Source organism: Paraburkholderia kururiensis (assembly GCF_034424375.1).
Lineage (GTDB): Bacteria > Pseudomonadota > Gammaproteobacteria > Burkholderiales > Burkholderiaceae > Paraburkholderia > Paraburkholderia kururiensis_A.
The window spans coordinates 727,553-745,157 of sequence record NZ_CP139965.1; the positions used below are offsets into that span (position 1 = coordinate 727,553).

Consider the following 17,605-nt stretch of genomic DNA (forward strand, 5'->3'; position numbering starts at 1 on the left):
TCGCTCAGGCCAGGTCGGCCAGAAGCGAATCGCGCACAGGCGGCTCGATGGTCTTCGTGGGCACGCGGTAGTTCGGATGGTCACAGCCGATCTTGAGCGGCGCGCCGGCCTTGAGTCGCGCCTTCAACGCTTCGCTCAACTCGAAGCGCACGAAATGCACCGCCGACGTTTTCTCGGCGTTCTCGCGTTCCAGGTCTTCGTCTGCGATCGCATAGACGGGCGACTCGTCGCCCACCTGAAGAAACACGCGGTCTTCCACGCCGATCAGCCGCGCCAGCGCGGCGCGGCGTTCTATTTCGTTCTCGTACTCGATCTGCAAGGTCGCCTTGAGGTTGCTGCCGTTCGGTACGAGCGGGACGTACGCATCGAGTTCGCCTTGAATGCCGTCCTCGTCGAAAATCTTCTCGATTTGCAGCATTTCCTGAATCTGGTAGCGAATGGTGAACTCGTCTTCGAACAGGAACGTGAGGTGATTGCCGAGCGTGACGGTGCGGCGCTTCTTATGCTCGATCACGTCGCCGCGCATGGCCTGGCGCACCTTGGCGTAGGCCTCCAGCGTCAACAGCGACTCTCTTGCAATAGTCATCGAATGTCCTCGGTGTCGAACGTGATGAGTGAACGCCCAGATTCTCAGATGCCGTACGCCCGACGCAGCAGCGTGAGCGGATGCGCGAGCTGCGCCTTGTCCGGCAGATTGTTCTCTTCGATGCCCTGGGCGATGTGGTGCCCGGCGAGCGCGCAGTCGGACGCGATGTAGTCGGTCTCCGGCTGCGCCATCGCCTTGAAGACAGGCGTGCCGATCTTCATGGACATCGCGTGAAACTCCTTCTTCACGCCGAACGTGCCGGCATGACCCGAGCAGCGCTCCACGACATCCACCTTCGTATCGGGCACGAGCGCGAGCATGTCGAAGGTCTTGCGCCCGATGTTCTGCACGCGGCCATGACACGGCACGTGATACGAGACCTTGCCGAGCGGCGTCTTGAAGTCGGTCTTGAGCAGCCCGTCGCGATGGCGCGAAACGAAGTATTCGAACGGGTCCCAGAACGCTTCGCTCACGGCAAGCACGTCTTCGTCGCCGGGGAACATCAGCGGTAGCTCGTGCTTGTACATCAGCACGCAACTGGGAATGGCGCCCATCAGCGCATAGCCTTCAAGCGCGTATTTCGCGAGCACCGGCATGTTCTTTTCCTTCTTCGCGGCCACGCCGTCCAGGTTGCCCTGCTCGAGCAACGGCATGCCGCAGCACGCTTCGCTGGATACGAGCACGTACGGAATCTCGTTGTGGTCCAGCACGGCGAGCAGATCGTGGCCAATGCCGGGCTCGTTGAAGTTGATGTAGCAGGTTGCGTAGATGGCCACCTTGCCCGGCGTGCGCTCGCCGTCCTGCACGCGCGTGGCCGTGGCGGGCCGCGCGGCGCTGCGGAACTTGCGCGGCGCGAAGTCGGGCAGCCAGGCTTTGCGGTCCACGCCCAGCGCCCCTTCCATGACACCGCGCGCGGCCGGTGTGTGATTCACCGCGTTGACGGCCTGCGTCACGATGGGAATGCCGGCGAAGTGCCCGAGTGCGTCGGTGTTGGAGAGCACCTTGTCGCGCAGCTTCACTTCGCCGCGCCGGTACGCAATCGCCTTGGCCCGCAGCATCAGATGCGGAAAGTCCACGTTCCATTGATGCGGCGGCACGTACGGGCACTTCGTCATGTAGCAGAGGTCGCACAGGTAGCACTGATCTACTACGCCGCCGAACGTCTTCGGATCGACCTCGTGCGCCTCGCCCGTTTCTGTTGCGTCCACGAGATCGAACAAGGTCGGAAAGGCGCCGCACAGCGACACGCAGCGGCGGCACCCGGCGCATATGTCGAATACGCGAGCCAGTTCCTTGTCGAGCAATGCCTCGTCATAGAACGCCTCGCTGCGCCAGTCGAGTGGATGACGCGTCGGCGCTTCAAGGCTGCCTTCCTTGTGGGGCATGACGTCTCCTGTTCTAGTTATGGATGCTCGTGTTTTCGTGCGCCGCCTCGCGTGCGCTCGATGCGCGAAGCGGCGCACCTCGTCGGCTTGCAAAGAGCCAGGACGAGGCGCGGCAGCAGCGGCTCTGCCGTGCACTATGCGCTGAGCCTCGAGCCCAGCGTGCCCTCAGTCGGACAGCGCTTCGAGTGCCTTCGAGTAGCGGTTGGCGTGGCTGCGTTCGGCCTTGGCGAGCGTTTCGAACCAGTTCGCGATTTCGTCGAAGCCTTCTTCGCGCGCGGTCTTCGCCATGCCGGGGTACATGTCGGTGTATTCGTGCGTTTCGCCCGCAATGGCGGACTGCAGGTTCAGCCGCGACGAGCCGAAGGGCAGCCCCGTCGCCGGGTCGCCCACCGCTTCCAGATATTCGAGATGGCCGTGCGCGTGGCCGGTTTCGCCCTCCGCCGTGGACCGGAACAGGGCGGCCACGTCGTTCTGGCCTTCAACGTCGGCCTTCGCTGCGAAATACAGGTAGCGGCGGTTCGCCTGCGATTCTCCGGCGAACGCCTGCTTCAGGTTGTCCTCCGTCTTCGAGCCCTTGAGCTGTGCCATCTGTGCCTCCTTCCAGTCTGTATTGGGGGGACGGCGCGCGGCTTGCCGCGAACAGGCGCGTGTGCGCACCGTGCCTTTTAATCTAGAAGTTGCGCCTCGCGTTCCCAATTGTGTTTTTCAATCCCCTCGATAGCTGGAACACCGTTTGCGCGCTTTCCTCGTTTGGTTGTGTGTGCTGTAGCGCAGCAATATCGACCTCGTGGCTACCCTATCGTGCCCTGCGCGGTGCCCTTGAATAACGCCTTCGCTGTCATAGACTGATAAGTCTCACTGCCCTTCCTCCCTCGCACGGAACTGCCATGCGCCTGACCATTCTGATCAACGGTTCCGATCCGACCGTTAATCACGACTACGCTGTGCTGTGGCTCGACACCGACGAGCACCGTTGGTCGCGCGAATCACATCAAGGGATCGATCTGCCCGCATGGGGCGAATTGCGTGACGCCGGCGACGTCACTGCGCTGTGCGCCCCGAGCGATGCCGAACCGTTATGCACGCTGCGCGGGCTGCACGTGGACCGCAAGCAACGCATCAGTGCCACGGAGGGCGATGCCGCGTGGTCGTCGGCGAGCGCGTGTGCGCAGATGACAGGGTACTGGCGGCTGCAAGCGGTAGACCGCGAGCACGTGCTGGCCGAACACCGCATCTTCGGCGACTAGTTTCTCGCGTCGCGCTTTCCGTTTTTTCGCGGTGCCTCGTGCGTCGGAAAACGCGCGTCTTAAGCGCTTCTTAAGTCTGGCGGCATAGAGTGGCGCCGTAGTCCACGCATTCAGGCCGCCACAAGGCGGCCCTTTTTTTGCGCTGTCATTCCATACCCATTTGCGCGCGGCCCAACGTCGTGAGGTCGTTTTGCGTGGCGCGGCCTGCGAAGTCGGTTTCGAAATGGTCCGCGGGAAAGTCGGGCGGACTTTCGCCCGTCACGAACGCCGCCAATTGGCGCTTCAGATACGCATCGTTCTTCGCACAGGCCGGCGCGGCCGCAATGTACATGACGTTGCTGTAGCCCTTGCCGCGATGCGCGTCTTCCACCGCATGCACCACGTCGCTGTGCCAGAACACGGTGTCGCCTGGCTGCATGAGCGGGATGGACGACAGCGCCCGGAACAGCGGCGCGTGCCACTCGGGCTTGATGGAGAGCGCGCGGCCCGGCATTGCGCCGCACAAATCGTCGTCGGGTACGTCGTCCTGGAGCGCGCGCAACAAGATGTAGACCATCGCGTTCGCGATAGGCACGAGTTGCAATGTGCCGTCGCCCGGACCTTGCTGCGTGAGCGCGGTCCAGCCCTGAAAAGTGCGGAACATCGAGCACACCGCGGGCGACGGCACTTCGCGTACTTCCGTTCGATACGCGCCGTCGAACGGATCGTAGCGGCGCCAGTTGCCGTCGAACACGTGGCGATAGACCTTGCGGAAATTGGCCTCGATCCAGCGCTCGACAGACCCGCCATCGCAATGCGCCGAGAGCCCCAGCGATTCCGAGCCCGGGGGCCGGCGCCGCAGCCGGTCGGCATAAGCGGGAACGTGGTCGGGATCGAAATGTACGCGCCCTTCGCTTTGCGCACGCCACAGCCGATTCAGGAACACGCGCGCCGTGGTGAGCGCCGACGACTGCCGCGCCATGACCTGCGGCTTCGACCAGTACACGCCGTAAATCTGCGGCTTACTCGACGCGAGGTTGCCGAAGTAGCGGTCTTCGGCACGATGCTGCAGGCGCTCGTCCAGGCGATTGCGCTCAACGTATTGCGCGATCTCGTCGTCCCATTGCTCGACGAGCGTTGCATCGAACACACGGCGGATCACGCATGCGCCGCGCGACTTCACGAGCGCGATCTGCTCGTCGCGCACGCGGCCCGCGGCAATGTCGGCGAAATCGATTTCGGGAATCACGGCCCGGCCGGCTGCACGTTGTGCTTCGATCGCGTTTGCCTCGCGGATCATCTCTGCCTCCACCTCGGCGAACACCTCGCGGTAATTCGGCAACGCCGTCTTCAATTCGCGTTTGGCTGCGCGGATGGCGGCCGGCAGATCGTCGATGCGCAAGGGCGTCGTCACAGGCGTCATGGTTGTCTCCTTCATGAATCTCGTTGGGATGTGTGCGACGAGCATAGGCGCGGCACGGTGTGGCCGGTGATACGATCCGGCCAATGACTTTGCGGATTCAGACATGAAGCCGGCTTACGAACGCGTCGATTTCGGCGAGAGCTGTTCGATTCGGGTCTATCACCGGCGCCTGCCGAAGATTCCCTTCGAATGGCACCACCATCCCGAGTACGAACTCACGCTCACGATGAACAGCCGCGGCAAGCGCTACATCGGCGACTCCGTGAGCGAATACGGCGCGGACGACCTCGTGCTCGTGCCGCCCGATCTGCCGCACACGTGGGCGTCGAATCGCTCCATCGACGCCTCGCTGCCCCAGGTGGCCATCGTGATCTGGTTCGACGGCGACTGGGCGCGGCGCATGGCGGACTGCTGTGGCGAATACGAGCCGCTGCGTCGCCTGCTGCGTCGTTCGGCAAGCGGTCTCGCCTTTGCGAGCGACGCGGCCACGGCTGTGCGCGAACGTGTCGATGCGTTGCTCTCTGCCGAAGCGCGCGTGCGCCTTGCCGCCACACTCGATGTGCTCTGTCTGCTCGCCGATGCCCACGGCGAACCGCTCGCCTCACCGCATGCATTCGCGTCGTCGAACGCCGCTGGCCGGGCTGGGCGGGCAGGCAGGCCGAGCGGCCACGAGCCCGAGCGCATCAACCGAGTACTCGCATTGATCGACGCGCGGTTCGCGGAGCCGTTGCGGCTCGCCGAATTGAGCGCGGCGGCCAGTCTCTCGGAACGCTCGCTCAATCGCTGGTTCGTGCAGCACCTAGGCGAGAGCGTGGGCCGCTACATCACGCGCGTGCGAATCGGACACGCTGCACGCATGCTCGCGGACACGTCGCTGCCGGTTTCGGTCATCGCTTTGCGATCGGGCTTTCCCAACGTCTCGCACTTCAACCGGCAATTCAAGTCGATGAAAGGCACCACGCCCGCGTCGTGGCGAAGCCAGTTTGCGAACGGCAACACCACCGCGACAACGACAGTGAATCTCACCGAACGCTCGCCTTCGTTACAACGGCGCAAGTCGCGAAGAGGCACAAAGAAGAGCCCTTGAACAGCGATGCGCGGGCTCGCCCAAGGGCCGTTCCAGAGCCTCGCCACATGCAAACGAAACAGACCGTTTCAACGTACTGCGCAGCCGATGATCGCCGTTATACTTGCGGCCCCGTTCATCGAAACTGCACTCATGAAGAAGCTGCTCGCCTGCCTGCTGCTCTCCATTGCGGCTCACGCCGCCGCCTCGCCCTTCTCTTCGCCCTCCGCCTGCACCCAGTTCGTTCCCGAAGGTCAGTTCCCCCGGCTCACCAATCCGAAGATGGAGCCGAGAACACGCCTCTTGTGTTATTCGGATTTCGTCGTGCTGCACTCCGGCATCACGCACGGTCCGCTCTGGTCCGCCGAACATCTCACGCGCGTGCACGTTGCCGACGCGCAGGACATGACGCGCACCAACCGCTTCTTCGAAGACGACCGTCTGCCGGCCGGCGAAGGCGCCACGCTCGCCGACTACAAGCGCAGCGGCTTCGACCGCGGCCACATGAGCCCCGCCGGCAACCGCTGGAACCCGCAGGCAATGGCAGAATCGTTCTCGCTTGCCAACGTCGTGCCGCAGAACCGGCAAAACAACGAACGGTTGTGGGCGCGCATCGAATCGACCGTGCGCAGGCTCGCGAGCCGCTACGGCGAAGCGTATGTGGTCACCGGGCCGCTCTTCACGGGCGCGCAGTTGCAGACCATTGGCCCGTCGCGCGTCTTCGTGCCCACGGAGCTGTTCAAGGTGGTGTACCTGCCGTCGCGTGACTTGGCCTTCGCCATCGTGACGCAGAACGTGGCGACGAACCGCTACGAGATTCGCTCCGTGCACGACATCGAAGCGGCGAGCGGCATCCGGTTTCCTGGCATTCCGGAGAATCTGAAAGACCAACGTCCGGGAGGACTCAAAGGTGTTTAAGGCATATGCAAACGATGACGACGTGCTCAACGTTCAGGGCGACGCGCTCACGGTAGAGAACGGCACGACGCGCGTCGTCGTGTCGGGCACGTTGGAAATCACGCGCGACAAGCGCGGGCTCAAGGCAGCGCTCGCGCTGAAGCAGGCGCTCGACAGTGTGGTGGAGACACTGCAGGCGCAATCGGACCTACCTGAAAAAATCAGCGACGAGCCCGACGCGAAACCGGGCGTGGTCAACAACCCGTTCAAATAGGCAGGACCCCTGTTCATCTCTTGAGTCATGCGCTTTCGCTGCGAAACGAATGCTTGCCTCGCTTACGTTTTGTCACCGCGCGAGGGTCAACTCGCGTGTCCACGCTTGCGTTGAATGGGCAGCGCTGACCTTTTTCAGCTGCCAACAAAAGGAGTCAAGTATGAAGACGATTTTCGCTGCGCTCGCATCCGCCCTGCTCGTTTCGACCGCTTTCGCACAAGCTTCCGCGCCGGTATCGGCGGGCGCCCAGGCGAACCTGAAGGCCAGCACGCCGGCCCTCACGCAAGCGGCGTCCGACGTGAAGACCACGGCGCAAGACGGTGCCGCCAAGGTCGACGACAAGACCAGCGAAGCGGGCAAGAAGGTCACGAAGAAGGCTCACGCAGTGAAGAAGGTCGCAGCGAAGAAGGTTCACGCGACCAAGGCGAAGGTCGAAGAAAAGACCAGCAAGACCACCGCGCCGGCCGCGGAAGGCGCATCGGCGAACGTGCAGGCCGGCGCCACGGCCAAGGCCGGCGGCGATACGAAGACCAACGCTACGGAATAACAACGACAGTTGCATGTAGCATGCGCCGCACGGTTGCAGCACGAGACCGTTGCGGCGTTGGAAGGGCGAGCTTCAGGCTCGCCCTTTTTTCGATGGAGCCACGTCTGATGCGGTCACATCGGCCAGAGCCGCGAGCTTTTCCGCATCCACGATTTCAATTTCCGCATAGCGCAGCTTCAACGCACCCTGCATCTCGAACTGACGAAGAATCTGGTTGATGGTCTGCCGTGAGAGCGCGAGCATCATGGCCAGGTCTTCCTGCGGCACCTTGATGATGCGTGTGGGTAGCGTGGTCCCGGCCTGTGTGTTTTCGAAGCCGCCTGCCATCAGCATCAACCGGCGCGCCACGCGCTGCGCCGCCGGCAACAGCGCCGCTTCTTCGATCACTTCGAAGGCGAGCCGCAGTTTCTGCGTGAGCAGCAAACCGAACGTATGCCACCACGCGGGCGTGGCCTCGAGCAGCGCAAGCAACGTAGCGCGCGGTACGTGAAACAGCGTGGAATCGCGCTCGGCGTAGGCATCGTGCGTGCGGGCACGGTCGTCGAACAGCGCGATTTCGCCGAACCAGTTAACGGGTTCGATCACCGCAAGCAACGCTTCTTTTCCCGCAAAGCTCGCGGCGCCGATCCGCACGAGACCGTCGATCACGCAATACAGGCCGCTGTCCGCGTCGCCGCGCATGAAGAGCCGCTCGCCCGCGAGCAAACGCACCTCGCGCCCCGCCGTGATCAGCGCCGACTGCAACGCCTGCGGCGCCGATCGGAACCACAGGCTGCGCGCGAGTGCCGTAGCAAGCGCCGGGGTCGGCGTGCACGCATTCGAGGGATCATTCGAATCGGTAGGCAAGCTCATGGCAGATGCGCTGAAATGTCGGCTACCCGAAGGTCTGTTGCAGTGCTGCCCGGGATCATAGCGAACTTGCACATAAGGGAGACACCCGTGAAGACGCTCACCCAGCAACTCGCCCAATACGCTGCTTACCATCGCGACCGCCGCAATATCGCGACCCACTTCGTGGGCATTCCCATGATCGTGGTCGCGCTCGCCGTTCTGCTTGCCCGGCCCGCATCGAACCTCGGCGTGCTGCCGATGACGGTGTCCCCCGCGTGGGCGCTGTTCGGCGCAGCCACGCTCTATTACCTCGTGCTCGATATTCCGCTTGGCGTGATGATGGCCGCGTTCTCCGTCGTATGCGTGGCATTCGGGCAGTGGGTCGCGCAGCAGACCACGCTCGTGTGGCTCGCGGTCGGTGCCGGGCTTTTCGTGGTGGGCTGGATCTTCCAGTTCGTGGGCCACGTCGCTTACGAACATCGCAAGCCCGCCTTCGCCGACGATGTGATCGGCCTCTTGATCGGGCCCCTGTTCGTGCTGGCGGAAGCGCTCTTCGCGTTCGGATGGCGCCCTTCGCTGCAAGCCGACATCGAAGCCCAGGTGGGCCCCACGCGCATCAACCCGCCACGCGGGCAAGCCGCTCGCCACGGACACTGAACGGGGGGCTGAAGTCTTACCGCGTAAGGCAAGGCAACTGAAAGGGCGTCGGGCGGTCCAACCCGCGGCGCCCCTGCAATCTTTGATGAAGATCAGCCGGCCAGGCGGCACCGCGGCTATCGTCAGAGCATTCCCTGACGTCTTCGCGAGGCAGCTTCGTGCCGGTCGAATCCAACACAGTCGCAGCGCAGTCCGACGAACCCGCCGTCCACGCGCCAGCCGCCGCAACGGGCCACGTGCTGGCCGTGCGCGGCGCGGTGATCGACGTCGCGTTCCCCGCTGAAGCGCTGCCGCCCATCGAATCTGCGCTTGCCATCGATACAGACGGCGCCGAGCCCGTCATCGCGGAAGTGCAGGCGCATCTGAACGGCGGCGCGGTTCGGGCGCTTGCGCTGCAATCCACGTCGGGCCTCAAGCGCGGCGCTGAGGTTCAGGCGCACGGCGGTCCCATCGAGGTGCCGGTGGGCGACGCCGTGCTGGGCCGTCTGGTCGACGTGCTGGGCGAAACGCGCGACGGCGGCGAGCGGCCCGGTGCCGACACGCCGCGCCGCCCCATTCATCGCAACGCGCCGCCGCTGGCCGCGCAGTCGGGCGCGCCGCGCCTCTTCACCACCGGCATCAAGGTCATCGATCTGCTCGCGCCGCTCGCGCAAGGCGGCAAGGCCGCGATGTTCGGCGGCGCGGGCGTCGGCAAGACCGTGCTCGTGATGGAGCTGATTCACGCGATGGTCGAGCAGTACCAGGGCATCTCCGTCTTCGCGGGCGTGGGCGAGCGTTCGCGCGAAGGCCACGAGATGCTGCTCGACATGCGCACGTCCGGCGTGTTGCCGCGCACCGTGCTCGTGTACGGCCAGATGAACGAGCCGCCCGGCGCGCGCTGGCGCGTGCCGCTCACCGCGCTCACCATCGCGGAATACTTTCGCGACGAGCATCACCAGAACGTCCTGCTGCTCATGGACAACGTGTTCCGCTTCGTGCAGGCCGGCGCAGAAGTATCGGGCCTGCTCGGACGCATGCCGTCGCGCGTGGGTTATCAGCCCACGCTCGCGAGCGAAGTGGCCGCGCTGCAGGAGCGCATCGTCTCTGTGGGCAACGTATCCGTCACTGCGATCGAAGCGGTCTACGTGCCCGCCGACGACTTCACCGACCCCGCCGTCACCACCATCGCGGCCCACGTGGACAGCATGGTCGTGCTCTCGCGCGCCATGGCCGCCGAGGGCATGTACCCGGCCATCGATCCCATCGCGTCGTCATCCGTCCTGCTCGATCCGCTCGTGGTGGGCGAAGAGCACGCCGCCGTCGCCACGGAAGTGCGGCGGATCATCGAACATCATCGCGAATTGCAGGACGTGATCGCGCTGCTCGGCATCGAAGAACTGGGCGCCGAGGACCGCGTGCGTGTGCAGCGCGCGCGCCGTCTGCAACGCTTCCTCACGCAGCCATTCGCCGTGACCGAAGCGTTCACGGGTCAGCCCGGCCGGTCCGTGCCGATTGCGGACACCATTGCCGGCTGCAAGGCGATTCTCGCGGGCGACTGCGATACGTGGCAGGAAAGCTCGCTCTACATGGTGGGCACGCTCGAAGAGGCACGCGAGAAGGAAGCCCGCGCGGCTTCCGGCAACACATCCGCGCAACAGACTCGACAGGCCGCGTCATGAGCACCGATACGCCGGCCCTGACGCTCACCATCGCCACGCCCGCGGGCGTGCTCGTGGACCATCTCGGCATCGTCTCGCTGCGCGCCGAAGACGGGAGCGGCAGCTTCGGCATTCGTGTGGGCCACGCGGACTTCGTCACGCTGCTGCGCGCCTCCGTCGTGCGCTGGCGCACCGCCGACGATATTCAGCACTTCTGCGCCGTGGACGGCGGCGCGCTGATCGTCTCCGACAACGGCAGCCGCATCCAGATTGCTTGCCGCGAGGCTATTCCGGGCGAGTCGCTCGAACGTCTGGAAGCGGACGTGCAGGCCACGCGCGCGGCGCAACTGGAAGCACGCCGCCGTGCGCGCGTCGACGAACTGCGTTTGCACGCGCGCGCCGTGCGTCAGATGGTGCGCTTCCTGCGGCCGGATGCGTCGTCGGAAGGCGGCATTCCCGTTCGCGAGGAGACCTCTGAATGACAGCCCCCGACGCTCGCGACGCGCGCGACGATCATGGCGCGCCGCCGCCCGACAAAGACGACGCCGAAGACCGCGTGGCCCGCGCCGCAAAAAGCGCGGCAAACCGCGAGGCACGTGGACGCGCGGAACCGGAGCCGACGCTCGCAAGCCGTCTCGGCCAGATCGGCATTCTGGGCTGGACCATCGTCGTGCCCACGCTGCTTGGCTTGCTCATTGGACGCTGGCTCGATCGCTTCTTTGCCACGCGCGTGTTTTTCTCGGCGCCGCTGCTGATGATCGGCGCGGCGGTAGGCTTGTGGTCCGCGTGGAAGTGGATGCATCGGCAACAGGGAAACCATCATGACTAGCTTCGTTTTCTGGCTGATCGCAGGTGCGGCCGTGGGGTTCGCCGCGGGCGTGCTGCACTTCGCGTCGCTGCACTGGAACGGGCGGCTCTTCGCGGCCGGCAGAATGGCGGCGGCGTTCGGCATGCAAGTCGCGCGCATCGCGATAGCGTGCGCGATCCTGTTCGTGCTCGCGCGCGCCGGTGCCGCAGCGTTTCTCTCGGGCGCCGCGGCGTTCCTGCTGGCGCGCCAGGCTCTGATGTGGCCGCTCTACCGGCGCGGAGCGTGACATGAGCATGCGCTCGCCGCTCGAATCCGTACCGGTGCTGCATATCGGACCGGTGCCCATCACGGCCGCCGTGCTCGTCACGTGGGCCATCATGGCGTTGCTCGTTACGGTCTCGCTGCTCGTGACGCGGCGCCTCTCGCTCGTGCCGTCGAAATGGCAGACGTGTGTGGAGCTCGTCGTCGGCACGCTCGACGGGCAGATTCGCGACACCATGCAGGTGGACCCGGCGCCTTATCGCGCACTCATCGGCACGCTGTTCATCTTCGTGCTGGTGGCCAACTGGTCGTCGCTCGTGCCCGGTATCGAACCGCCCACGGCGCACCTTGAAACAGACGCCGCGCTCGCGTTGCTCGTGCTGCTCGCCACGCTCTACTACGGTATTCGCACGCGCGGCCTGCGCGGCTACATGGCCACCTTTGCGGAACCCACGTGGGTGATGATTCCGCTCAACGTGGTGGAGCAGATCACGCGCACGTTCTCGCTCGTGGTGCGTCTGTTCGGCAACGTGATGAGCGGCGTGTTCGTGATCGGCATCGTGCTCTCGCTCGCGGGGCTCATCGTGCCGATTCCGCTCATGGCGCTCGACCTTCTCACCGGCGCCGTGCAGGCCTACATCTTCGCGGTGCTCGCTACGGTTTTCATCGGCGCGGCCGTGAGCGAATCCGCTCGCAAGCCGCCGGAGCCACCTCAATCCCCGGTTCGTCACCCCAATCGCGACAAGGAAGGAAACGCATGAACCTCATCGAAATCGTCAGCATTGCGGCGGCTGCGCTCGCCGTTTCGTTCGGTGCCATTGGCCCCGCGCTTGCGGAAGGGCGCGCGGTGGCCGCGGCCATGGACGCCATCGCGCGCCAGCCCGATTCCGCGGGCACCGTGTCGCGCACGCTGTTCGTGGGCCTCGCGATGATCGAGACGATGGCCATTTACTGCCTCGTCATCGCGCTGCTTCTGCTGTTCGCCAACCCGTTCGTGAAGTGACGGCGAACCGCTCCGGAGACAGTACGTCATGCGGATAGACTGGACGACGCTCGCGCTGCAGACCGTCAACGCGGTCATTCTCGTGTGGCTGCTCGCGCGTTTTCTGTTTCGCCCGGTGGCGGACATCATCGCGCAGCGCCAGAAGGCGGCGCAGGCGCTGATCGACGACGCCAACGCCGCGAAACACGACGCCGAAGCGGAACGCGACGCTGCGCGCGAAGCCACCGCGCAGCTCGCGCAAACGCGCACCCAGGCACTCCAGGCCATCGACGCCGAAGTGGCCGCGCAGAAAACGGCGTTGCTCGCGGCGGCCCACGCGGACGCCGATCGACTGCGCGCCGACGCTGAAGCCGACATGGCGCGCGCACGCGTCGTGCAGGAAAACGCGTCAGCAGGCCGGGCGGCACAACTGGCCGTGGATATCGCGAGCCGTTTGCTGAACCGCTTGCCGGCCAGCGCGCGCGTGGAAGGCTTCATCGGCGGCATCGTGGACGGCGTGAAGGCGCTGCCCGAACCCATTCGCGCGGAACTGGGCGCACGCGGCGCGCCGCTCGATATCACGGCGCCGCGTGCGCTTTCTATCGACGAGCAGCACGCCTGCGAAGCCGCGCTTTCCGCAGCGCTCGGTTGCCCGGTCGCCATCGCCGTGCACGAAGACCCGGCGCTCATCGCGGGTCTGGAACTCACGGCGCCGCATGCCACCGTGCGCAACAGCTTTCGCCATGACCTCACGTCGATCATGACCACCCTACAGTCCGCTCACGATGAAAACGCTTCCTGACGACATGCCCGGCGCCGCCGACAGCGCGTGGCTCGATCAACAGCGCGAGGCGCTTTCGACTGCGCGCCTCGGCCCGCATGCTCAGGCGCTGGGGCGTGTCGAACGCATCGCGGACGGCATCGCGTTCGTCTCCGGTCTGCCGGATGCGGCGCTCTACGAACTGCTCGACTTCGACGGCGGCGCCAAGGGCTTCGCGCATACGCTGGACGAAGACACGATCAGCGTCGTGCTGCTCGAAAACATCGAGAGCGTGCATGCGGGAACGTGGGTAGCGCGCACGGGGTCCGTGCTCGACGTGCCCGTGGGCGAAGGCCTGCTGGGACGTGTGGTGGATCCGCTCGGCGTACCGCTGGACCGCGACGAGACCATCGTGGCGGCAACGCGTTATCCCATCGAACGCAACGCCCCTTCCATTACGGACCGCGACCTCGTGAACGAGCCCGTGGAGACCGGCGTGCTGCTCGTGGATGCGCTCTTCGCCGTGGGGCGCGGCCAGCGCGAACTGGTCATCGGCGACCGCGCGACCGGCAAGACTTCGCTCGCGGTGGACACCATCGTCAACCAGAAGCATACGGACATGATCTGCGTGTACGTCGCGGTGGGGCAGCGCGCCGCCGCCGTGCAGCGCGTGATCGAAGCGGTGCGCGAGCATGGCGCGCCCGAGCGCTGCGTGTTCGTGGTGGCGTCCGCGGCGTCGGCGCCGGGGCTGCAATGGATCGCACCGTTCGCGGGCTTTTCGATTGCCGAATATTTTCGCGATCGCGGGCAGCACGCGCTCATCGTCATCGACGACCTCACGAAGCACGCCGCCACGCACCGCGAACTCGCGTTGCTCACGCGCGAACCGCCGGGGCGCGAGGCGTATCCCGGCGACATCTTCTACGTGCACGCACGCATGCTGGAACGCGCGGCGAAACTTTCGGCCGCGCATGGCGGCGGCTCGCTCACGGCCTTGCCTATCGCTGAAACGGATGCGGGCAATCTGGCCGCGTACATTCCCACCAATCTCATCTCGATTACCGACGGACAGCTCGTGCTCGATTCGTCGCTCTTCGCCGCGAACCAGCGGCCCGCGGTGGACGTGGGCTTGAGCGTGAGCCGCGTGGGCGGCAAGGCGCAGTCCGCGGCATTGCGCGACGTGTCGGGACGATTGCGGCTGGAATACGCACAGTTCCTCGAACTCGAAATGTTCACGCGCTTCGGTGGTCTCACGGACGCGCGCGTGAAGGCGCAGATCGAGCGCGGCAAACGCATTCGCGCACTCATCGCGCAGCCGCGCTTCAGCCCGCTGCGCACGGTGGACGAAGTGGCGCTTCTCGCCGCGCTCGCCGATGGCGTATTCGACGACGTACCGGCCGAAGTGGCGGCGCGCGTACGGCAGACGCTCGCGGCATCGGGCAACGGCCGCATCGATGCGGAAGGGGCGAACGTGGCATCAGCGTCGCTGGATGCCGCCGCGCGCACGCGGCTCGTCGAAGCCGTGCGTGCGCTCGTGCTCGAACATGCGCCGCCGCAAGCCGTGGGAGCAGCGGCATGAGCGGGAAGCTCGGCGCGCTCGAAGCGCAGATCGGCACCGCGCAGCAGTTGCAGGCGGTGGTGTCGGCCATGCGCGGCATTGCGGCGGCGCGCGCTCGCGAGGCAGAGGGCCGCCTGGCGGGCATACGGTCCACGGCGGCGACAGTGGCGGCGGCCATTGCTGAAGTGCTGCGCGTGGAACCCGACCGGCGCGCGGCAGCGGCAGCGGCAGCGGCAGCGGACGAAACGCGCAGCGCGGTGCAGTCGCGCGCCCGGCACCTCGTGATCGCAATGGGCTCCGAACAAGGCTTCGTCGGCATGTTCAACGAACCGATACTCGACGCCGCCACACGCGCGCTCCAGTCAGGTCCGTGTGAACTGATCGTGACCGGCACGCGCGGCGCCACGACAGCCGAGGAACGCGGCCTGCCTGTCGCGTGGTCCACGCCGATGGTCACGCACGCCGACGACGTACCCGGCTTCGCGGGCAATGTGACCGACGAGCTTTACCGTCGCCTCGAAGATTCGCTCATCAGGCGCGTGTCCATCATTCACGCGCGGCCCGCGCTCGCCACGCAGACGGAAGTCGTACAGCGCCAGTTGATTCCGTTCGACTTCGCGCGCTTTCATGTGGCGTCGCGCAAACAGCCTCCGCTGCTGACACTTCCTGCCGACAAACTGCTGACAGGTCTTGCCGAAGCCTACGTCTACACGGAACTGTGCGAGGCCGCCGCGCTCTCGCTCGCGGCGGAGAACGAAGCGCGCGTGCGAGCCATGATGTCCGCGCACGCGAATCTGAAAGACCGGCTCGACGCGCTCACGCAGCGCTACCGGCTCGTGCGGCAAGACGAGATCACGTCGGACATCGTGGAGCTGACGGCGGCGGCATCGGTCGCACGAACCGATTAGGGCCGCCGTTTTGCGCGGCGCACGCGCAACATCAATCCCCCACGAAACATAGGGCTTCGCGCAGGTTGCATGGACTTCGCGAGCGTCATGCACTAGAACGTAAGTCCTGCCACTCTCTTCCCGCGTCTGAACGTTCGCCTGGGTTCGCCAAGGTTAGCTGGCCTCCGCTGATCCGCTGCCCTGTCCTGCGCTGCGCACACCCACGCGCGAATCTTGCTTCATCTGCTCACTCTGCTGCCGCTGTCACACGCATCGCGCAACATGCATCGCACAACATGCAACGCGCAGCCGCACGAACTTCGCCACCCATTGCACACCGCCCGACTGGAGCCCTCATGACTCTGCCCGCGCTATCGCAAGATTTCTCCGCTGCTTTCGCCGCCGACGTCCGCGCCGGACTTACGCGCCGCCCGCAAAAGGAATTGCCCTCGAAGTATCTGTATGACGAAGTGGGTTCGTCGCTGTTCGAGGCCATTACGACGTTGCCGGAGTACGGCGTGACGCGCGCCGAAGAACGCCTGCTCACGCAGCACGCCGTCGATATCGTGGCGCAGTTGCCCGCCGGCGTGACCGTGGCGGAACTGGGCAGCGGCAGCGGACGCAAGACGCGCCGCATCCTGGAAGCGCTGTGCCGCAAGCGCCCCACGGCGTACTGTCCGATTGAAATTTCGCGCACCGCGTTGCAATTATGTCGCCGCGAACTGGGCGACATCGAACGCATTTCGATTGTGGGTTACGAGCGCGATTACCTCGCCGGGCTCGCCGAAGTGAGCAAGCGGCGTGCCGAAAACGAGCAGTTGCTGGTGTTGTTCCTGGGCAGCACGATCGGCAACTTCGCGCGGCTCGCGGCCACGCGCTTTCTGCGCGACATCCGCGCCATGCTGAAACCCGGCGACGCGCTGCTGCTCGGCACGGACCTCGTGAAACCTGTCGATACGCTGCTCGCCGCGTATGACGACCCCATCGGCGTAACGGCCGCATTCGACCTGAATCTGCTGGCGCGCATCAATCGCGAACTGGGTGGCGACTTTCCGCTCGATGCGTTCGAACACGTCGCGCGTTTCAACGCCGACGCGCGCAGCGTGGAGATGCATCTGCGCGCCACGCGGCACGTCACAGCGCACGTGCGCGCAGCGGACCTCACCGTGACGATGGCACCGGGCGAAACTATCTGGACCGAGAGCAGCCACAAGTACCTGGCCGACGAAGTGCCGGCCATTGCCGGCGATGCGGGCTTTACCTGCCGGCGCCAGTGGATAGAGTGCGAGTGGGGATTTGCAGAGAGCCTGCTCGTCGTGTCGTAAGTCGACGGGCGGAATAGTCATGCGGGCGCAGGCGTGGTGCGCGTGCGCGCCTCGGCCTGCACTTGCGCTTCTGCGCGGTTGCCGCGCGTAACCTTCGCGCTCAGTGCTGCTCGAAGCGCTCGTAGCGCTTTTCGGTGTAACGCTCTTCGCTTGCCACTTCCGTTACGCGCGCCGACGGCGGGCCGCGACGCAGCCACGAGAGCATCCTGTCCACCTGATTCGCCGACCCCTGTACGACGGCTTCCACCGACCCGTCCTCGAGATTGGCCACATACCCTTTGATGCCGAGCGCGTGCGCCTGACGCACGGTGGCATGTCGAAAGCCGACGCCCTGCACGATGCCGCGCACCCGCACGTAATACGTTTCGATTCGCGAATCCAGGTCCGTACTGGTCATCGCATCGCCTCCTGTATCTTTTCACGCGGGCATTGTAGTCGCGCTCCCGCAAAGCCGTACAATCGCGGGCACCCGCGGCCACCCGGCATCGGCGCGTC

General features: G+C 65.4%; 22 protein-coding genes. 16 read left to right on the plus strand and 6 right to left on the minus strand.

Translation table 11 applies throughout. The annotated features are described in order from the left end of the window. Positions 1-4 precede the first annotated feature (4 nt). The 3 genes from U0042_RS03340 to U0042_RS03350 form a co-directional block, all read right to left on the minus strand. Entirely contained in the window at positions 5-586 is a 582-nt protein-coding gene (locus U0042_RS03340) for a DUF3501 family protein (RefSeq protein WP_114809858.1), read from the minus strand. Between the two features lie 44 nt (positions 587-630). Next, the gene (locus U0042_RS03345) at positions 631-1,971 is read right to left on the minus strand and encodes a (Fe-S)-binding protein (RefSeq protein ID WP_114809859.1); all 1,341 of its coding nucleotides are present in this window, start codon (positions 1,969-1,971) and stop codon (positions 631-633) included. Positions 1,972-2,136: 165 nt separating this feature from the next. Further along, a complete protein-coding gene (locus U0042_RS03350) occupies positions 2,137-2,559 on the minus strand; it encodes a rubrerythrin family protein (protein ID WP_114809860.1) in 423 nt (140 codons plus the stop codon). A gap of 299 nt (positions 2,560-2,858) precedes the next feature. Here U0042_RS03350 and U0042_RS03355 point away from each other — a divergent pair, with 299 nt between their 5' ends. Beyond that, positions 2,859-3,218 (plus strand): DUF3564 family protein, encoded by a 360-nt coding sequence (locus tag U0042_RS03355; RefSeq protein ID WP_114809861.1) that lies wholly within the window; start codon positions 2,859-2,861, stop codon positions 3,216-3,218. 145 nt (positions 3,219-3,363) lie between these two features. Here U0042_RS03355 and U0042_RS03360 read toward each other — a convergent pair whose 3' ends face one another. Next, on the minus strand, positions 3,364-4,620 hold the full coding sequence (locus tag U0042_RS03360) for a DUF1479 domain-containing protein (protein ID WP_114809862.1): 1,257 nt from the start codon (positions 4,618-4,620) through the stop codon (positions 3,364-3,366). 103 nt (positions 4,621-4,723) lie between these two features. On the opposite strand from U0042_RS03360, the gene U0042_RS03365 reads away from it, so the two are divergent. The 4 genes from U0042_RS03365 (at position 4,724) to U0042_RS03380 (ending at position 7,404) form a co-directional block, all read left to right on the plus strand. After that, entirely contained in the window at positions 4,724-5,707 is a 984-nt protein-coding gene (locus tag U0042_RS03365) for a helix-turn-helix domain-containing protein (protein ID WP_114809863.1), read from the plus strand. A 132-nt stretch (positions 5,708-5,839) separates the two neighbouring features. Then, positions 5,840-6,604: a DNA/RNA non-specific endonuclease gene (locus U0042_RS03370; protein WP_114810074.1), complete on the plus strand. Its 765-nt coding sequence runs from the start codon at positions 5,840-5,842 to the stop codon at positions 6,602-6,604. Continuing rightward, complete coding sequence (locus U0042_RS03375; protein WP_114809864.1) at positions 6,597-6,857, plus strand: hypothetical protein; 261 nt, start codon at positions 6,597-6,599, stop codon at positions 6,855-6,857. The genes U0042_RS03370 and U0042_RS03375 overlap by 8 nt, the downstream gene beginning before the upstream one ends. Positions 6,858-7,017: 160 nt before the next feature. Continuing rightward, the gene (locus tag U0042_RS03380) at positions 7,018-7,404 is read left to right on the plus strand and encodes a hypothetical protein (RefSeq protein WP_114809865.1); all 387 of its coding nucleotides are present in this window, start codon (positions 7,018-7,020) and stop codon (positions 7,402-7,404) included. A gap of 72 nt (positions 7,405-7,476) precedes the next feature. On the opposite strand, the gene U0042_RS03385 is transcribed toward U0042_RS03380, so the two are convergent. Then, positions 7,477-8,256 (minus strand): Crp/Fnr family transcriptional regulator, encoded by a 780-nt coding sequence (locus U0042_RS03385; RefSeq protein ID WP_114809866.1) that lies wholly within the window; start codon positions 8,254-8,256, stop codon positions 7,477-7,479. 87 nt (positions 8,257-8,343) lie between these two features. Here U0042_RS03385 and U0042_RS03390 point away from each other — a divergent pair, with 87 nt between their 5' ends. The 11 genes from U0042_RS03390 (at position 8,344) to egtD (ending at position 17,110) form a co-directional block, all read left to right on the plus strand. Continuing rightward, positions 8,344-8,892, plus strand: coding sequence for a DUF962 domain-containing protein (locus U0042_RS03390; RefSeq protein ID WP_114809867.1), 549 nt, complete (start codon positions 8,344-8,346; stop codon positions 8,890-8,892). A gap of 158 nt (positions 8,893-9,050) precedes the next feature. Beyond that, complete coding sequence (gene atpD, locus U0042_RS03395) at positions 9,051-10,550, plus strand: F0F1 ATP synthase subunit beta (protein WP_198665241.1); 1,500 nt, start codon at positions 9,051-9,053, stop codon at positions 10,548-10,550. Further along, positions 10,547-11,011: a F0F1 ATP synthase subunit epsilon gene (locus tag U0042_RS03400; RefSeq protein WP_114809868.1), complete on the plus strand. Its 465-nt coding sequence runs from the start codon at positions 10,547-10,549 to the stop codon at positions 11,009-11,011. Before atpD ends, U0042_RS03400 begins: the two co-directional genes overlap by 4 nt. Beyond that, the gene (locus U0042_RS03405; protein ID WP_232833274.1) at positions 11,008-11,358 is read left to right on the plus strand and encodes an AtpZ/AtpI family protein; all 351 of its coding nucleotides are present in this window, start codon (positions 11,008-11,010) and stop codon (positions 11,356-11,358) included. The genes U0042_RS03400 and U0042_RS03405 overlap by 4 nt, the downstream gene beginning before the upstream one ends. Beyond that, positions 11,351-11,623, plus strand: coding sequence for an ATP synthase subunit I (locus tag U0042_RS03410; protein ID WP_114809869.1), 273 nt, complete (start codon positions 11,351-11,353; stop codon positions 11,621-11,623). The genes U0042_RS03405 and U0042_RS03410 overlap by 8 nt, the downstream gene beginning before the upstream one ends. 1 nt (position 11,624) lies before the next feature. Continuing rightward, positions 11,625-12,359: a F0F1 ATP synthase subunit A gene (locus U0042_RS03415; RefSeq protein ID WP_198665242.1), complete on the plus strand. Its 735-nt coding sequence runs from the start codon at positions 11,625-11,627 to the stop codon at positions 12,357-12,359. Next, positions 12,356-12,601 carry a F0F1 ATP synthase subunit C gene (locus U0042_RS03420; protein WP_017774099.1) on the plus strand — a complete coding sequence of 82 codons (246 nt, stop codon included), beginning with the start codon at positions 12,356-12,358 and terminating at the stop codon, positions 12,599-12,601. The genes U0042_RS03415 and U0042_RS03420 overlap by 4 nt, the downstream gene beginning before the upstream one ends. Positions 12,602-12,629: 28 nt before the next feature. Further along, on the plus strand, positions 12,630-13,382 hold the full coding sequence (locus U0042_RS03425) for a F0F1 ATP synthase subunit B (RefSeq protein ID WP_114809870.1): 753 nt from the start codon (positions 12,630-12,632) through the stop codon (positions 13,380-13,382). Then, a complete protein-coding gene (locus tag U0042_RS03430) occupies positions 13,366-14,919 on the plus strand; it encodes a F0F1 ATP synthase subunit alpha (protein ID WP_232833275.1) in 1,554 nt (517 codons plus the stop codon). The genes U0042_RS03425 and U0042_RS03430 overlap by 17 nt, the downstream gene beginning before the upstream one ends. Then, positions 14,916-15,806 (plus strand): F0F1 ATP synthase subunit gamma, encoded by an 891-nt coding sequence (locus U0042_RS03435; protein ID WP_114809872.1) that lies wholly within the window; start codon positions 14,916-14,918, stop codon positions 15,804-15,806. Before U0042_RS03430 ends, U0042_RS03435 begins: the two co-directional genes overlap by 4 nt. A 335-nt stretch (positions 15,807-16,141) precedes the next feature. After that, positions 16,142-17,110, plus strand: coding sequence for an L-histidine N(alpha)-methyltransferase (gene egtD, locus U0042_RS03440; RefSeq protein ID WP_114809873.1), 969 nt, complete (start codon positions 16,142-16,144; stop codon positions 17,108-17,110). A 100-nt stretch (positions 17,111-17,210) separates the two neighbouring features. Here egtD and U0042_RS03445 read toward each other — a convergent pair whose 3' ends face one another. Next, positions 17,211-17,507: an acylphosphatase gene (locus tag U0042_RS03445; RefSeq protein ID WP_114809874.1), complete on the minus strand. Its 297-nt coding sequence runs from the start codon at positions 17,505-17,507 to the stop codon at positions 17,211-17,213. Positions 17,508-17,605: the final 98 nt, after the last annotated feature.

Excerpts from the sequence above, each read along its gene's own strand:
- U0042_RS03340 (WP_114809858.1), bottom strand. The coding sequence starts at position 586 with ATGACTATTGCAAGAGAGTCGCTGTTGACGCTGGAGGCCTACGCCAAG.
- U0042_RS03345 (WP_114809859.1), bottom strand. The coding sequence starts at position 1,971 with ATGCCCCACAAGGAAGGCAGCCTTGAAGCGCCGACGCGTCATCCACTC.
- U0042_RS03350 (WP_114809860.1), bottom strand. The coding sequence starts at position 2,559 with ATGGCACAGCTCAAGGGCTCGAAGACGGAGGACAACCTGAAGCAGGCG.
- U0042_RS03355 (WP_114809861.1), top strand. The coding sequence starts at position 2,859 with ATGCGCCTGACCATTCTGATCAACGGTTCCGATCCGACCGTTAATCAC.
- U0042_RS03360 (WP_114809862.1), bottom strand. The coding sequence starts at position 4,620 with ATGACGCCTGTGACGACGCCCTTGCGCATCGACGATCTGCCGGCCGCC.
- U0042_RS03365 (WP_114809863.1), top strand. The coding sequence starts at position 4,724 with ATGAAGCCGGCTTACGAACGCGTCGATTTCGGCGAGAGCTGTTCGATT.
- U0042_RS03370 (WP_114810074.1), top strand. The coding sequence starts at position 5,840 with ATGAAGAAGCTGCTCGCCTGCCTGCTGCTCTCCATTGCGGCTCACGCC.
- U0042_RS03380 (WP_114809865.1), top strand. The coding sequence starts at position 7,018 with ATGAAGACGATTTTCGCTGCGCTCGCATCCGCCCTGCTCGTTTCGACC.
- U0042_RS03385 (WP_114809866.1), bottom strand. The coding sequence starts at position 8,256 with ATGAGCTTGCCTACCGATTCGAATGATCCCTCGAATGCGTGCACGCCG.
- U0042_RS03400 (WP_114809868.1), top strand. The coding sequence starts at position 10,547 with ATGAGCACCGATACGCCGGCCCTGACGCTCACCATCGCCACGCCCGCG.
- U0042_RS03405 (WP_232833274.1), top strand. The coding sequence starts at position 11,008 with ATGACAGCCCCCGACGCTCGCGACGCGCGCGACGATCATGGCGCGCCG.
- U0042_RS03410 (WP_114809869.1), top strand. The coding sequence starts at position 11,351 with ATGACTAGCTTCGTTTTCTGGCTGATCGCAGGTGCGGCCGTGGGGTTC.
- U0042_RS03415 (WP_198665242.1), top strand. The coding sequence starts at position 11,625 with ATGAGCATGCGCTCGCCGCTCGAATCCGTACCGGTGCTGCATATCGGA.
- U0042_RS03420 (WP_017774099.1), top strand. The coding sequence starts at position 12,356 with ATGAACCTCATCGAAATCGTCAGCATTGCGGCGGCTGCGCTCGCCGTT.
- U0042_RS03425 (WP_114809870.1), top strand. The coding sequence starts at position 12,630 with ATGCGGATAGACTGGACGACGCTCGCGCTGCAGACCGTCAACGCGGTC.
- U0042_RS03430 (WP_232833275.1), top strand. The coding sequence starts at position 13,366 with ATGAAAACGCTTCCTGACGACATGCCCGGCGCCGCCGACAGCGCGTGG.
- U0042_RS03435 (WP_114809872.1), top strand. The coding sequence starts at position 14,916 with ATGAGCGGGAAGCTCGGCGCGCTCGAAGCGCAGATCGGCACCGCGCAG.
- egtD (WP_114809873.1), top strand. The coding sequence starts at position 16,142 with ATGACTCTGCCCGCGCTATCGCAAGATTTCTCCGCTGCTTTCGCCGCC.
- U0042_RS03445 (WP_114809874.1), bottom strand. The coding sequence starts at position 17,507 with ATGACCAGTACGGACCTGGATTCGCGAATCGAAACGTATTACGTGCGG.